Source organism: Mesorhizobium sp. M0088 (genome assembly GCF_040322895.1).
Taxonomy (GTDB): Bacteria; Pseudomonadota; Alphaproteobacteria; order Rhizobiales; family Rhizobiaceae; genus Mesorhizobium.
This window is the reverse complement of the sequence record NZ_JAMYUI010000015.1, coordinates 63,790-79,113: the sequence shown is the minus strand read 5'-3', so window position 1 is coordinate 79,113 and position 15,324 is coordinate 63,790. Positions and strand designations below refer to the sequence as shown.

The window sequence follows — 15,324 nt, the reverse complement described above, 5'->3', positions numbered from 1 at the left end:
CAGTTCTTCAAGACAACGAGGAAGGCGGCGACATGAACGACCTCGGAGTCATCGATCGCTTCATGGAGACCTTTACCCGCTACATTGACAGTGGGTTCGGTCTGCTTTCGGGCGACGTTGCCTTTCTCACCACCATTCTGATCGGCATTGACATCACGCTCGCAGGCCTGGTCTGGGCGTTCGGCGGCGAGCCCAACATTCTTGGCCGGCTTGTTCGCAAAGTGCTCTATGTCGGCGCCTTCGCCTTCGTCCTGAACAATTTCAAGAACCTCGCCGACATAATTTACCGCTCCTTTGCCGGTCTCGGCATAAACGCATCGGCCGGCAACCTGCCCGCCGACAGTCTCCTACGGCCAGGCCGCATTGCCGCGGCCGGCTTCGAGGGCGCCTGGCCGCTCCTCAATCAAGCGAGCCAGCTAGTAGGCTTCCCCGAGATCTTCGGTAACGCGCTCACCATCTTCGTGCTGCTTCTGGCCTGGTTCCTGGTCCTCATCGCCTTCTTCATTCTTTCCATCCAGCTCTTCATCACCATCCTCGAGTTCAAGCTCACCACGCTGGCCGGCTTCGTCCTGGTGCCCTTCGCGCTCTGGAACCGCTCGGCGTTTCTGGCCGAGCGCGTGCTCGGCAATGTGATTTCGTCGGGCATCAAGGTGATGGTGCTTGCCGTCATCGTCGGCATCGGCTCCACGCTCTTTGGCGAGTTCGCTTCCGCCCTGCAGGGCCAGGAGCCGGACCTGGCGGCGGCCATGTCTCAGGTGCTGGGTGCGCTGGCGCTGCTTGGGCTCGGCATTTTCGGCCCCGGGATTGCCTCGGGTCTTGTTTCCGGCGCGCCGCAGCTTGGCGCCGGCGCGGCACTTGGAACAACGGCGGCCGCAGCTGGATCAACGCTCGTTGCCGGAGGCGCTGCGTTTGCCGGCGCGCGCATGGCAACAGGCGGCGGCCTCGCCGCAGTCCGTGCCGGCACCGCCATGGGGTCCGCTGCCACCGTCGCTTGGCAGACGGGGCGCGCGACATCGCCCGAGTCCGGGCTGTCCGGGGTAGCTGCTGGGCTGCAGGGGGTTGCGAGTGCCGCTAGCGGCGCCGCGATGCGGGGAATGCGATCCGCAGCAGAACCATTCCGCCGTAGTGCCGACGCCGGTCGCGATGCCGGCTGGACCGCGACCGGCGGCATGCCGACCGCGTCAAAGACAGGAACCTCGCCCGCTGCAGCCTCTGACCCCGCGCCGGTCTGGGCAAGGCGTCTGCGTTCCGAACAGACCGCACGCGCCCATCGCAATGCTGCCACGCAGGCGGTGCGCGATGGAGATCGGGGCGGAAGCGGCGCCAATCCCTCCCTCAATGACAAGGAAGACTAGATGCTCTTCAAGCGACCCGCTCAGCGTTATGGAAAGACGCCCGAACCCGTAACACCCTACCAGAAGGCCAGCCAACTCTGGGATGAGCGCATCGGCACGGCGCGCGTCCAGGCCAAGAACTGGCGCTTCATGGCCTTTGGCTGCCTGGCTCTGACGACGGGGCTTTCCGGTGGGCTTCTGTGGCAGTCGATGCAGGGCCGCGTCGTGCCTTATGTCGTCGAGGTCGACCGCTTTGGCGAGGCGCACGCGGTCGCGCCGGCAGTCCAAAACTACCAGCCCGACGATGCCCAGATCGCCTGGCATCTCAGCCGCTTCATCCAGAATGTCCGTTCGGTTTCCACCGATGCGGTTCTGGTGCGGCAGAATTGGCTGTCGGCCTACGACTTTGCCACCGACCGAGCGGCGCTCTTCCTCAACGAATATGCCAAGGCGAACGACCCTTTCGGCCAAATCGGCACGCGCAGCGTGTCAGTGCAGGTGACCAGCGTGGTCAGGGCTTCCGACAGCTCGTTCCAGGTCAAATGGACCGAGCAGGTGTTCGAGCGCGGCAGCCTCGCCAGCACGACGCGCTGGATCGGGATCCTCACCATCCTCATCCGCCCGCCTAGGACAACCGAGCAGCTGCGCAAGAACCCGCTCGGCGTCTTCATCAACGCCATCGACTGGTCGCGCGAGCTCGACAGCGCCGCGCCAACCCCCGTTTCCCCTAAGGAGCCCGCCAATGACAAATAGAGCCCAATTGCTTCGTGCTGCCTTGATCCTGTCGGCGTCTGCTGCGGTTCTTTCGGCCTGTGCCTCGAAGCCAGTGCCGCCGCCTCAGATTTCCTATGACCACGAGGACTTCAAACCAGCCGCGATCGAGAAGGCGCCGGAGAAGCCGGTCAAGGTCGTGGAAGTGCCGAAACCGTTACCGTTGCCTGGTCAGTTGATGCCCGCACCCGGCAAGCCCGCCCCAGATAAGCGCTCGCCGGAAGAACAGGTCGCCGATGCCAACAAGGCGGCGACGCAACAACCCACCAAGTTTGGCTATGTCAATGCGGTGCAGGTTTACCCCTTTGCCGACGGCGCGCTCTACCAGCTCTACGCCGCGCCGGAGCGCGTCACCGATATCTCATTGCAGCGGGGCGAGAAGCTGACCTCGGTCTCAGCCGGCGATACGGTCCGTTGGGTGATCGGTGACACCGTTAGTGGCTCAGGCGATGACCAGCGCACTCATGTGCTGGTGAAGCCATTCGCGCCGGGGCTTGCCACCAATCTGGTCATCACGACGGACAGGCGATCCTATCACCTGCAGCTTCAAAGCACCGAGAAAACTGCCATGGCGGCGCTCTCCTGGATTTACAGCGAAGACCAACTCGTGGCGCTTCGGCGGCGCAACGCTCAGGCCGAGGCTGAAATGCCCGCGGCCTCGAACGTAGCACTCGAAAACATCCGCTTCCGCTATTCGATCGCCGGCGACACGCCACCGTGGAGACCGACGCGCGCCTTTGATGATGGCAGCAGGGTCTATATCGAATTCCCTCGCCGTATCGACCAAGGTGAGGCGCCGCCGCTCTTCATCGTCGGAGCCGACGGGGACAGCCAGCTCGTCAACTATCACATGCGCGGCAACTACTACATCGTCGATCGCCTCTTTGCTGCGGCCGAGCTAAGGCTGGGCACCAAACAGCAGCAGGTGGTGCGCATTACGAGAACCGACGGTCGGCAACCGCCGCGGCGGGTTTCGCTGTTTTCGCGTTTTGGCAGGTGAGGGGAGGCTCATGACCGATACTTCCCATCCGAATGCTCCGCCGAAGCTCAATCCCGAACAGCTGCAGCTGCGAGCCTCGCCCCGCCGAGCGGTGCGGTTCAGGCGCGGCATAATCGTCGCGATCGCTGCTGTTGGTTCCGGCGCTGTTTTTGGCGTCACGATGATGGCGCTGCGGGGACCCGCATTGCGCCTGAAACAGCAGGCCGAAGAGCTCTACAGCACGGACCGCAAGCCGACCGCCGAGGGACTTGAATCGCTGCCCAAGGACTATTCCGGGAGCAAGCCGAAGGCTCCGGTGCTTGGACCGCCGCTGCCCGGGGATCTCGGCCGTCCTATTCTCGAGCACCAGCGCCAGCTTGGCATCGCACCTGGGCAAGACGTTTCCGCCGAGGCGCAGCGGCTTGCACAACAAGCGATTGAGGCGCGCGAGTCGCAAGTCCTCTTCCGCATCGAAAACCGGCCCCAGCAGGCGGAAGCTTTTGGCAATGGGCAGGGCGGACGTTCGCCTTTCGAGACGGCGTCTCCGCAGCCGGATACCGAACGCCAGCGAGCTTCCGTCGCGCCGGCCGAGGGCGACCAGAACAATCAACAGCGCAAGCTCGATTTCATCGATCAACGGAACACCGGCGGGATCTACAACCCGCATGCACTGCAGACGCCGGCCTCGCCGTATCAGATCATGGCCGGCAGCGTGATTGCTGCAAGCCTGATCACCGGCATCAATTCCGACTTGCCCGGCCTCGTCGTCGCGCAGGTTACCGAGAATGTGCGCGACAGCGTCACCGGCAGCATCCTGCTCATCCCGCAGGGCTCCCGGCTGATCGGCACCTACGATAGCGTTGTAGCCTTTGGCCAAAGGCGCGCTCTGTTGGTGTGGCAACGCATTGTGATGCCGGACGGCTCATCGATCGAAATAGACAATCTGCCCGTGACCGACGCGGCCGGCTACGCCGGGCTCGAGGACAAGGTGGATTTCCATACTTGGCAGCTGATCAAGGGCGTCGCCGTGGCCACATTGCTGGGGGTTGGTACCGAGTTGACCTTTGGGGCAAACGAAAGCGACTTGGTCAAGGCGATTCGTGAATCCACCCAGCAGAACGTCAGTCAAGCCGGCCAACGGATCACTGAAAAGAACCTGAACGTCCAACCCACGATCACCGTCCGCCCTGGTTGGCCGTTGCGCGTCATCGTGCACAAGGACCTCGTGTTGCGGCCATACACGGGGTGAACAGGAGGACTTCATGGCTAACCTGAAACTCGGAAAACTTCCGGACCGGACACCTTCGAAGATCACCATCACCGTTGGCGCCGACTTGAGCCAAGCACTCAACGACTATGCCGCACTTTACCGTGAGACCTATGGCGAGTCCGAAACGGTGGCGGAACTGATCCCCTTTATGCTGGTCGGGTTCCTGGAAGGCGACCGGGCATTTGCCAAGGCCAGAAAGGAAGGTCTGCCGGGCGCCGGCGCGTCGGAGAAACCATCAAGGCACTCAGCTTCAACATTGGACAATGCGTAGCGTGGGCGGCTCGGCTTGTCCGAGTAGAGATACAGCTGATGAAATTGCAGCACCAGGAAGTTTCCTGAGCGCAAATGCTGCTGTGGTTGAAGCAGCACCCTGATAGTGATCCCGCTCTAATGGCCTCTCTTGAGGTGACACGTCAAAGACGAGTGTTGAGCCGCGAGAAAACCGTGACCCAAACGCCCAAGCTCGTCGAGCCACACCTTGCGGGTACGCAATAAAGCCTTCTTCATCAAAATCAGCCTCTCTCAAAATTGCAGCGGACCGCCTTCGCTATCCTGCACGGTTTGAAAAAAACGGTCCCCTACTTCGTCTGGATCGTCCCTCACCTCACCCGACGAGGGCGACGGCGCTACAGGCGAAGCCGCTGCTTTGGTGGTGCGTTCCCGAGCCCCTTTAGCGCAAGGGGGTCGTCACCCGCATCGGCCGAGACGCAGAGCGGCTTGGGGCGCTGCCTAGAGCCCGGCCCAAAGGGTGGGCTAGACTGCTTCTCTGCCCGGCTACTCTGCCGCCTCGGCCTGTATTTCGTGCGGCTGCTCGGGCACTTCCTTCTTCTTCCGCTTCTTCTTCCGGCCCTCGGCGGCAACAGCTTGGTCCGTGACGAAAATGACGCTCCCCGGAACATCCATGAGCTGCAGCGCCTTCATCCCGCGCATAAGGCTGATACGGGAAAACAGCGGAAGGTTTAGAGACCTTCCGGCAGAGTCCTTCCGGGTGACGATGCCAAAGACGATGCGGTACTTGCGGTCCCGCACAAGACCAACAAGCGCATCCGCGTCGCCGCCCGCCATCAGGTCGCGGACAAGCGCCTCTAGCTTGTCGACCGCCTGCGGCTCAAGGCGGATCAGTTCGATTGCGTTCACGCCCTGATTGAACAGATGGCTCAGCTGCGCAGACAGCGTTGACACCTTCACGTGATAGAAAGTTGCGACGCCATCGCGCACCGCCAGCAAGTCGCACGGCTCCACCGCGCTCTGCCCGTCCGGGCCGATATTTTGCATATCGAGGCAGGCGATGGCGGCATCGCCGGCGGCGACCGCCGCATTGTATTCGCCTTCGCTGGCATGGGCGTAAGCCGGCAAGTCGCTGGCGGCGAACAGCGGGTCGAGATAGGTGCTGAGGCGCGCGATATAGGTGTTCTCGACACGGTACCAATTGCCTTCGCAGAGATGGTAGGTATCGCCGTCGGCACCTTCCAGGGTAGTGTCGAAGACAAGGCTTTTGTAGATGCTGTAGCGGTCGCGGTCGTTCCCGTTCTCGTCCGTCAGGACCAGCACGTGCCGCCGCAAATCCTCAACGCCCATCCTATCAAAGTCGACCTCGTGCTCATCTAGATACGCAAAGTACCGCCCGATATAGACATCGTCATAGACGAGGCCGCGCCCGGCGCCGGCGAAAGCCACATAAAGATTGTCGCTGTAGTTGATGATTTCGGGCACGGTGATGTTGAGGTCGGGATCGCGCGCGCGGAACGCGGCCAACACACGGCCGTTCAGCGCCTCGATCTGCGCCGGATCGCGCACCGGCACGATGTTCTGGATCTCAGGGAACGCCGCCTTGTAGGCATCGCTCTGGTATAGGGCCAGCAATTTCTCGCACAGGTCCGGCAGCTCGCCCGCCTCTACATCGGTGCTTATGCGCAGGTTGCTTGCGCCCGTGGCGTGTCGGAACAGGTCCTTGTGCTCGTCGCGCACCTTCCCGGTAAGGCTGCGCAGGATCGTGCTGTCCCGGTCGAAATCGAACAGCGTCAATTCGGATTCGATCGGCAGCTGTGTGCGCTGGCGCTTGGCGGCGCCGGGATCCAGCGTATCGGTGCTTTTCAGCTTGCGCGGGTCGAGGCTGTTGAGCGTGACCCGCAGTCCGAAATCATACTCATAACTGGAATCGATCAGGTTGTGAGCGACATGACCAAAGGACAGCGCGATACACCTGTCGCCGACCGGGATAAAAATGAGCGCGCCCTTTGTGACCTGCGTCAGCTCCTTCTCGATATTGAAGTACCCCTTCCACCAAGGCGGGCGCGGCGCGCTGTCCAATACAAAAAGAGACGCATTCTCTGGCAACCCCTGCGCGCCGACATCATCGTCGAGAACATGATCCTCCCGCAGTGCGTTCGTTGCGTCGTAGCCTTCCTTCAGAAGGTAGATCGAAAATCCCCTGCTTTTCGCCATATTTCCCCGGCACCCGCGAACGTAAGTATTTGTTCCTTATTCAGAGATGAGCCGTATAGCATTGTCAACAAAATACGCTCGCATGCTGTTTCATCGGCAGACACGACGGCACTCGGCGCAATGTGTTGGAAGGGCCGGCCGTTGGCGGAGGATCGTCCCCGGCAGGAGCGCCATTTCCGTGTAAAGCTCGGCACTACTTTCTGTTTCCAACGCAACGGATGTCTGCTTTCCTGGGCTCTCGGGAAGGGCCAGTCCGTTGCTCTGGCTACGTCATTCCAGTTCTCGACCATCGCGCAGTCATTCTCGATGGTCCCGCGCCAAATGTTTGCGAACTCACATAGGTTCGTAAATTGGGACTTGCGATACAGGCACCTATATAGCAGCCAGCTGATATACCAGCGTATATTGACAGTTGCGATATACCAACCTATATCAGGCTAGCTCATCTCAGAGTCGTATACGCCATGAAGATCAGAACAGCTCGCGACATTGGTATCCTGATCAAGGAGGCCCGCACCCGGCGCGGCCTCTCACAGGCTGCCTTGGCCAAGATGATCAACACCACCCAGACGTGGGTGTCGTGGATCGAGAACGGCAAGCCCGGCGCCGAGATCGGCAACGTGCTCCTGGCGCTGACCACGCTTGGTGTGGAGCTGGACTTTCAGATCACGCCGGACCCGACGTCGGCTGCTAATCATCATAATGCCGATGAACGGCATGTCGAGGATTACGACGACGAGATTCCCTACAAGCTCTAAGGTGATGATGATCATGGTGAACCCGATCGACGCCCTCGACGTCTATATCGCTGGCAGACCGGTTGGGCGGCTCCACCACCTGCAGGGCGGCAAGCTTTCGTTCTCCTATGACGAGGCATGGATGGAGGGACGGGTGAGGATCCCGCTCTCCCTGTCCATGCCGACGATCACCAGGACCTACGAGGGCAAGGTCGTCGAGGCATTCCTCTGGGGCCTGCTGCCGGATAATGAGCAGACCCTCGGCAGATGGGCGCAGAGGTTCCAGGTCTCCGCCCGAAACCCGTTTGCCCTGCTCAAGAATGTCGGCCGCGACTGCGCCGGCGCCGTCCAGTTCCTTCCGCCTGGCCACCAGGTTTCCCGCAGCGAGAACGTGGAGTTGCTCACCGAGGCACAGATCGGCGACCGCCTGCGCGACCTGCGCAAGGATGGTGCAGCGACCCGCCGAATCGGCGATCCTGGTCAGTTCAGTCTCGCTGGTGCGCAGGCAAAGACGGCGTTCCATTTCGACAAGGGCAGCAAAAGCTGGGGGATCCCTCTCGGCGACACGCCCACGACACACATCTTCAAGCCGCCTTTGCCGCACTTGCACGGGCATACTGAGAACGAGCATTTCTGCCTGCAGCTTGCATGCAAGCTCGGCATGGACGCTGCACACAGCCAGGTTCTCGACTTCGCAGGCGAAAAGGCGATCGTTCTCGAGCGCTTCGACCGCCGCAGCATCGACGGCAAGACCATCCGCATCCATCAGGAGGACATGTGCCAGGCCCTATCGGTGATGCCGACGCTCAAATACGAGAACCAGGGCGGTCCAGGTATCACGACGATCTCCAAAACGGTGCTGTCGGCCTCCCTCGACCCCATCCGAGACCGTCAGACCTTCATGGCCGCGAACGTCTTCAACTGGATCATCGCCGGCACGGATGCGCATGCAAAGAACTACTCGATGTTGCTCGGTGCCCAGGGCGAGGCCCGCCTAGCTCCGCTCTACGACATCTCCTCCATTCTGCCGCACCTCGGCGAGGGAGAGATCGAAGCTGAGATGCGCGACCTTAAGCTGGCGATGAAGATCGACAGAGTCTACCCGATCGACGAGATCATGCCACGCCACTGGGCGCGCTGTGCGTCCTCAGCAAAGGTTGGCGGCGAGTATACGGTGCGGACGATCCGCCATCAGCTCGCAGTGATGCCCGACATGGCATCGGAGTGCGCCCAAGAGCTTCGCCAGGAGGGGATCTTCCATGAGATCGTTGGTCGCCTCGTCGACGCGATCGCGACGCGCATCGAGGGGCTGTCCCGGATCTATGGAGAGGAAGCCGCCGCGGAGACACTGGAGGTTGTGGATGTGAAAGTCGGGCGGGGATAGCGGATCCACGAACTAAATGCCGGCGAAACGGACGGACCACACACTGCCCACGGGATTCTCGCTCTAATAGCGGGGCCCCGGGCCGGGTAGATGGCCGGTTTCGGAACCGGCCATCGGCATCTTGAATAACGGGAATGGGGTCGGCTGCAGAACGGCAGCTTCCCGCCGAACTGCTGCCCAAGAGCGGCCAGTCTTCTCGGCCCGAACACCGTCATCCTTATTGAATTCGAGTTGCGGCGGTTTTCGACGGTCAGTATGATTTCCGGCGGTTGGAGATTTGTATCGGCGTTTGATGAACGACCGCTGTTGGGTTCAAAGTGGATGGTCGCGTTGGTGTATGGACAGCAGGCTTGCGGCGTCCATCGATTGAGATCACCCGCGGGTTTTTGCTCTTGAGTTCATCCAGATAATCGGCCCACCACTGCATCATCTCGACGCGCTCGTCCCAGTGCTCTGCCCGGGCGTAGGCGCGCCGAACGTCGTTATTCTCAATGTGGGCCAGCTGCCGCTCTATGGCGTCCGGATGCCACTTGCCGCATTCGTTCAGCAGAGTTGATGCCGTTGCTCGAAAACCATGCGCGGTAGCTTCTTCCTTGCCGTAACCCATACGACGCAGTGCGGCGTTAAGCGTATTGTCGGAAATCGGACGCGAAGCCGACCGAACACTAGGAAACAGCAGCGATCCATCACCAGAGATTTCTCTCAGTGAAGTCAGGACGCTGATCGCTTGCTTTGATAGGGGTACGCGGTGCGGCCGTCGCATTTTCATGCGTGCTTCAGGGATCGTCCACACCGAGCTTTCAAAATCGAACTCTTCCCATTCAGCGGCGCGAAGCTCGCCGGGGCGGGGAAACAGCAGCGCTATCAGCTTTAGACCGGCTCGGGTTGTAGGCTGTCCATCAAATGCATCGATCCCCCTCAGCAAACCGCCCAAGGCCTTCGGATCGGTAATCGCGGCGCGAGACGTTACCTTCGGACTGATGAGTGCGCCTCTGAGGGCGAAGGTCGGATCTGTCTCGGCGCGTGCGGTCGCGATTGCGTATCGAAACACGCTGCCGATGGTGGAGCGCAGTCGCCTGGCCGACTCGTATCGACCGCGAACCTCGACGCGACGGAGGGCGGTAAGGATGATAGCCGGATCGATCTTCCGAATGCACTTATCGCCGATTATCGGATAGGCAAAGTCGAGAAGCCATTTGACCTTGCTGATCGTCCGGACGGCACGTCCCTCCTTCTTCAGCTTGTCAACATATTCGTCCGCGATTGAGCGAAAGGAGTCCTTTGCCGAATCGGCCTTCCGCAAGCTGCGTTCCTTTCCAGGGTCGACGCCAGCTAGCAGGAGCCTTTTAGCATCATCGCGCGCCTCCCGTGCCTCGGCGAGAGAGATAAGCGGATAGCTCCCCAGCGCGAGCAGTTTCTGCTTGCCGTCAAAGCGGTAGGCGAGCCGCCAGAGGCGAGAGCCCGTGGGCTGTACCCATAGCTGCAGCCCGCCCCCGTCAGACAATTTCACGAGTTTGGAAGCAGGGCGGGCGTTTCGACATTTCACGTCGGATAGGGCCATTCGTCAGGTCTCCCTTGGCTGTTTCGATACCATCAGGATGTCGAATACCAACGGAAATACCATCCCCCCGCCTCGTTGGACCAAATGCGCCCGAAGCGCTCTCTGTCCCGCTTAATTGCGCAATGCGACGGAAAAAGATCAACAATTCCAGTGGTTTGCAGAAGCTGCAGCGTAGAAGGTTCGGCTTAACGGAGTGTCGGGAGAAGAGGGGATGGTGCCCAGAGGCGGATTCGAACCACCGACACGCGGATTTTCAGTCCGCTGCTCTACCAACTGAGCTATCTGGGCCTGTTCCGGCAAACGAAAACTCGCAGACCGGAATTCATTGAGGCGCCGTGGGGCGCCCCTTGAAAGCGCGTGGGTTATAGCACGGGAATTCGGCCTGTCCAGCGCCTAGTGGGCGATTTCAGGCAGGAAAAGCGACGCCGTGCGGTGCCCCGGTTTCCATGCCGCTTGCGGGCCGGAATCGGGCACGGCATGGCACGATGCGGCCTTCGCCATCCCTGTCCGTGCCGCTGTTGCCGGCTGACATGCCGTGGCACTGCCTTTAGCCGGCGATCGAGGCGCACAATGCTTCGCGGCTCAGACCCGCATTGGTCGCCGCTACCTATCTGGCGCCGGTCACGCCTCTACGAAAATCGGAGGGCGACATGCCGGCGAGCTTGCGGAACGACTTGTTGAAGGCGCTGAGCGAGCCGAAACCCGAATCCATGGCGACGCGCAGCACATTGGCGTCCTGATGCATCAAAAGCGCCTGCGCATAGCTCAGCCGCAACAGGTTCACATACTCGTTGAGCGTCATGCCGGTGGATTTCTTGAACAGGCTCATGGCATATTTGGGATGGATGTCGGCGGCCGCCGCGATGTTCACGCAATCGATGTCGTAGAGGAAGTTTTCGGCGATGAAATCGCACATGCGACCGACATTGCGCGACGATTGCTGGTCGAAGGGGCTGCCTGTTTCCTGGTCGGTCGGAGTTGCGGATACCAGCCGGTAGGGCTCGAACCGCACCCGCTCCAGCCGCAGCAGCAATTCGTTGACGGCATGTTCGGCCTTGGCCTGGTCGCCGGACCGGGCGTAGCGGTTCCAGCGCTCGAAATTATGGTTGTCGGACTGGTCGGTGGCTGATGTCACCAGTGTCGCGCCGGTCATCAGCCGGTGCCTTATATCCGTGGGCAGGTGCAGCCGGAAGAAATGCACCAGCGGCAGATGCGCCCCGGCATAGATGGCGTCGTCGGACAAATCGTCCATCTGGTGCGGCAGGCCACCCCAGAACAGGCACATCTCGCCGGCCGAAAGCGAAATCTCGTGGTCGTTCATGCGGTAATGCACGCTGCCGCGCACGATGAAATTAACCTCGACCTGGGCGTGCCAGTGCGGCTTGAGCATCACCAACGGATTGGTGTGAAACATCTGCAGGAGCAGCGGAAGGCCTTCCACGCTGCTGGCCCCAGGCTGGTAGAACGGCCGTTCAGGCATCTTACTTTCCGCCAATTTCATATTCCTTTTGACGGCGACAGGCCTTGCCCACTGCATAGTCTAGCCACGCTCACAGTGAGAGAGCAAATGAAATGGGAGGATTTCAATGCGCATCACAATGACCTGCGCCGCGCTCGCGCTTGCCCTGGGCTCAGCCCCGGCCTTCGCGCAATCCGGCGAAATCACCATCTGGAGCTGGAATGTCGCGGCTTCATCGCTGAAGGCGACCATTGCCGGCTTCAACAAGCAATTTCCCGACGTCAAGGTCACCGTCCAGGATCTCGGCAACCAGCCGACCTATGACAAGTCGATCGCCGGCTGCGCCGCCGGCGGCGTCGGCCTGCCCGACATCGTCACCGTCGAGAACGGTGAGGCCGAGAATTACTGGAGCCAGTTCCCCGACTGCTTCGTCGACCTGCATACGCTCGGCTACACAGCCGACGACCAGAAAAAGTTCCCCGATTTCAAGCGCACCGAGCTGGAAGTGGGCGACAAGGCCTACGCGATGCCGTGGGATTCCGGCCCGGTTGCCGCGTTCTATCGCCGCGATTTCTACGAAAAGGCCGGCGTCGATCCGGCTTCGATCAAGACCTGGGGCGATTTCATCGCCGCGGGCAAGAAGATCCAGTCCGCCAATCCTGGCGTCTCGATGACCAATGCCGATTTCAACGGTGACTCGGAATTCTTCCGCATGATCTCCAACGAACAGGGCTGCGCCTATTTCTCCGAGGACGGACAATCGATCACGGTCAACCAGCCCAAATGCGTCGATGCCATGACCAAGGTCAAGGAGATGAAGGACGCCGGCATCATCTCGTCGGCCGACTGGGGCACCAAGATCACCAACAACACCGCCGGCACCGTCGCCACCCAGATCTATGGCGGCTGGTATGAGGGCACCATTCGCACCGAATCTGCCGGTGAAAACGGCAAATGGGGCGTCTATCTGATGCCGAGCCTTACCGCCGACGGGCCGCGCGCCGCCAATCTCGGCGGTTCCTCGCTGGCTATCACCTCGGTGTCGAAGAACAAGGAGGCCGCCTACGCCTATCTGAAATACACGCTCGGAACCAATGAAGGCCAGATCACGATGCTGAAGGAGTTCGGCCTGGTGCCGTCCCTGATCTCGGCGCTCAATGACCCCTACGTCTCGGAAGGTCTGCCCTATTGGGGCGGCCAGGCGGTGTGGAAGGACATTCTCGGCACCTTGCCGAAGGTTGTTCCGAGCCGCGGCACGCAGTTCCAGAGCGACGCCGAAATCATCGTCCGCGCCGTGCAGACCAAGTATCTGGCCGGCGGCTACCCCGACGCCAAGACGGCACTCGACGATGCCGCAAGCCAGATCGCGGCGGCGACCGGACTGCCCGTCAAATAATAACCACCGGCGGGCCGAGTGATGCGTCCTGCGGGAACGTTGGCGCTGCCCCTCATCCCCCTGCCGGGACCTTCTCCCCGTATAGTGACGGGGAGAAGGGAGATTGCCGCAGCGCCGGCGCCCTTCCTGCAACGCCGGTGATTGACGAAACCGTTGATGACAGCGCCCCTCTCCCCGTCACTATACGGGGAGAGGATGCCGGCAGGCAGGTGAGGGGCGGCGCAGACCTCGAAGATTGAATACCGACACGCCACCCGAACGGGCGGAAAGCAAAAGGGAAGGAGGCAAAAATGCGCAACCGCAACGCCACGGCCTATCGCTTCCTCACGCCCTATCTGCTGATCTTCGCGATCTTCTGGGTGTGGCCGATCATCAGCTCCTTCATGATCTCCTTCCAGGCGACGCGTACCGTGCCGTGGCGGTTCGCGCCTGGCTTCAACTGGGGCCGGTTGATCGGCGATCCGGCCTTCTTCAACGCCCTGAAGAACACCCTGCTCATCCTTGTCATCCAGGTGCCGGTGATGATCTCGCTGGCGCTTGTCATGGCGGTGCTGTTGAACTCGCCGCTCTTGAAGGCGCGCGGCCTCTACCGCTTTGCCTTCTTCGCCCCGGTGGTGGTCGGCGAGGTCGCCTATTCGGCGGTGTTCCGGCTGATGTTCAACCTCGATTTCGGCATCATCAACAAGCTGTTGAACAGCATTGGCCTGCCCAAGATCGACTGGTTTTCCAACGTCACGCCGGCGATGGCGCTGATCATGATCGCGGTGACCTGGCGCTGGGCCGGCTACAACGCCATCATCCTGCTCGCCGGCATGCAGTCCATTCCCGAAGATGTCTACGAAGCGGCGACGCTCGACCGCGTCAGCAAGCTCAAGCAGTTCTTCTACATCACCCTGCCGCTCCTGAAGCCGGTCATCGTATTCTGCCTTGTGCTGTCGATCATCGGCACCATGCAGCTGTTCACCGAGCCGTTCCTGATCACCGAACGCGGCGGACCTGGCGGCGGTACGGAGACGCTTGGCCTGCTGCTCTATCGCCAGGGTTTTAGGTCGCTCAATTTCGGCTATGCGTCGGCCGTCGCCTACACCATGGCCGGACTGGCGATCGCCATCACGCTGGCGCAGCTGTGGCTGACGAGGGAACCGAAATGAGTTCGCGCTCCTCCGCCAGACTGGGACGCAGCATCGCTCTGCATCTGTTCCTGACGCCATTGGCGCTGATCTGGCTGTTTCCGCTGTGGATGATGGTGGTGTTCTCGACCATGCCGGACAACGGCATCTTCAGCCCCGGCATCGAGCTTTTGCCGCACGGCAATTTCATCGACAATTTCAACAATCTGCAGCGTGACACGAACTTCGTCGGCGCCATCGGCATTTCGGTCTCGGTGGCGGTGACCTACACAATCCTGTCGGTGCTGCTGACGTCGATGGCCGGCTGGGCGCTGGCCCGCTACCAGTTCTTCGGTAAGGGCGTGGTTGTCGCCATCATCCTCGGCACCATAACGCTGCCCTATGCGGTCGTGCTGATCCCGCAATTCATCATGGTGGCGCGCGACTTCAAGCTCGCCAACACCTGGGTGGCGCTGATCGTGCCGCCGCTGTTCAATTCGCTCGGCGTGCTGTTCATGCGGCAGAGTTTTTCGATGATGCCGGACGACCTCTTCGATGCGGCGCGCGTCGAGGGCGTCAAGGAATGGCGCATCTTCCTCTTCGTCGCGCTGCCTTTGGCGCGGCCGATGCTGGCCGCACTCGCCATCATCCTGTTCCTCGCCTCCTGGAACAATTATCTGTGGCCGCTTTTGATCAACAGCCAGCCGGGTTCGATGACGGCGCCGGTGGCGCTCGGCACGCTGATCGGCCTCACCAAGGTGTCATGGGGCGGCATCATGGCGGGCGCGGTGATGCTGACGGTGCCGATGCTCGTCGTCTTCGTGCTGCTGCAGCGCCATTTCATCGCCGGCATCGCCGCCGGCGCGGTCAAGTAAGGGG

The 15,324-nt window shown here is 61.2% G+C and carries 13 protein-coding genes and 1 tRNA gene; 10 read left to right on the top strand and 4 right to left on the bottom strand.

Features of this window, described 5'->3' with window-relative positions:
* The first annotated feature begins 32 nt into the window (after positions 1–32).
* Genes trbL through NKJ67_RS19020 form a run of 5 tightly spaced genes read left to right on the top strand, consistent with a single transcriptional unit; the run spans position 33 to position 4,625 of the window.
* A complete protein-coding gene (trbL, locus tag NKJ67_RS19040) occupies positions 33–1,355 on the top strand; it encodes a P-type conjugative transfer protein TrbL (RefSeq protein ID WP_352582385.1) in 1,323 nt (440 codons plus the stop codon).
* A complete protein-coding gene (trbF, locus tag NKJ67_RS19035; RefSeq protein ID WP_352582383.1) occupies positions 1,356–2,087 on the top strand; it encodes a conjugal transfer protein TrbF in 732 nt (243 codons plus the stop codon).
* The gene (gene trbG / locus NKJ67_RS19030) at positions 2,077–3,105 is read left to right on the top strand and encodes a P-type conjugative transfer protein TrbG (protein ID WP_352582381.1); all 1,029 of its coding nucleotides are present in this window, start codon (positions 2,077–2,079) and stop codon (positions 3,103–3,105) included. Before trbF ends, trbG begins: the two co-directional genes overlap by 11 nt.
* Positions 3,106–3,115: 10 nt before the next feature.
* Complete coding sequence (locus tag NKJ67_RS19025) at positions 3,116–4,333, top strand: TraB/TrbI/VirB10 family type IV secretion system protein (RefSeq protein ID WP_352582379.1); 1,218 nt, start codon at positions 3,116–3,118, stop codon at positions 4,331–4,333.
* 13 nt (positions 4,334–4,346) lie between these two features.
* The gene (locus tag NKJ67_RS19020) at positions 4,347–4,625 is read left to right on the top strand and encodes a DUF2274 domain-containing protein (RefSeq protein WP_352487261.1); all 279 of its coding nucleotides are present in this window, start codon (positions 4,347–4,349) and stop codon (positions 4,623–4,625) included.
* 503 nt (positions 4,626–5,128) lie between these two features.
* Here the strand turns inward: NKJ67_RS19020 and NKJ67_RS19015 are convergent.
* Positions 5,129–6,799: a DUF6119 family protein gene (locus tag NKJ67_RS19015; protein WP_352582377.1), complete on the bottom strand. Its 1,671-nt coding sequence runs from the start codon at positions 6,797–6,799 to the stop codon at positions 5,129–5,131.
* A 464-nt stretch (positions 6,800–7,263) separates the two neighbouring features.
* On the opposite strand from NKJ67_RS19015, the gene NKJ67_RS19010 reads away from it, so the two are divergent.
* Complete coding sequence (locus tag NKJ67_RS19010) at positions 7,264–7,557, top strand: helix-turn-helix domain-containing protein (protein WP_023697324.1); 294 nt, start codon at positions 7,264–7,266, stop codon at positions 7,555–7,557.
* A 13-nt stretch (positions 7,558–7,570) separates the two neighbouring features.
* Positions 7,571–8,920: a type II toxin-antitoxin system HipA family toxin gene (locus NKJ67_RS19005; RefSeq protein ID WP_352582375.1), complete on the top strand. Its 1,350-nt coding sequence runs from the start codon at positions 7,571–7,573 to the stop codon at positions 8,918–8,920.
* Positions 8,921–9,170: 250 nt separating this feature from the next.
* Here the strand turns inward: NKJ67_RS19005 and NKJ67_RS19000 are convergent, their stop codons facing one another.
* The 3 genes from NKJ67_RS19000 to NKJ67_RS18990 all read right to left on the bottom strand — a co-directional run bounded on the left by NKJ67_RS19000 (position 9,171) and on the right by NKJ67_RS18990 (position 11,982).
* Positions 9,171–10,481 carry a tyrosine-type recombinase/integrase gene (locus NKJ67_RS19000; protein WP_352487258.1) on the bottom strand — a complete coding sequence of 437 codons (1,311 nt, stop codon included), beginning with the start codon at positions 10,479–10,481 and terminating at the stop codon, positions 9,171–9,173.
* 212 nt (positions 10,482–10,693) lie between these two features.
* A tRNA-Phe gene (locus NKJ67_RS18995) sits at positions 10,694–10,769 on the bottom strand.
* Positions 10,770–11,088: 319 nt separating this feature from the next.
* Complete coding sequence (locus NKJ67_RS18990) at positions 11,089–11,982, bottom strand: helix-turn-helix domain-containing protein (RefSeq protein WP_024504770.1); 894 nt, start codon at positions 11,980–11,982, stop codon at positions 11,089–11,091.
* Positions 11,983–12,067: 85 nt separating this feature from the next.
* Between NKJ67_RS18990 and NKJ67_RS18985 the strand changes: the two genes are divergently transcribed.
* The 3 genes from NKJ67_RS18985 to NKJ67_RS18975 all read left to right on the top strand — a co-directional run bounded on the left by NKJ67_RS18985 (position 12,068) and on the right by NKJ67_RS18975 (position 15,320).
* A complete protein-coding gene (locus NKJ67_RS18985) occupies positions 12,068–13,336 on the top strand; it encodes an extracellular solute-binding protein (protein WP_352582372.1) in 1,269 nt (422 codons plus the stop codon).
* Positions 13,337–13,626: 290 nt separating this feature from the next.
* On the top strand, positions 13,627–14,487 hold the full coding sequence (locus NKJ67_RS18980) for a carbohydrate ABC transporter permease (RefSeq protein ID WP_023809272.1): 861 nt from the start codon (positions 13,627–13,629) through the stop codon (positions 14,485–14,487).
* The gene (locus NKJ67_RS18975) at positions 14,484–15,320 is read left to right on the top strand and encodes a carbohydrate ABC transporter permease (protein WP_127256867.1); all 837 of its coding nucleotides are present in this window, start codon (positions 14,484–14,486) and stop codon (positions 15,318–15,320) included. The genes NKJ67_RS18980 and NKJ67_RS18975 overlap by 4 nt, the downstream gene beginning before the upstream one ends.
* The last annotated feature ends 4 nt before the right edge of the window (positions 15,321–15,324 follow it).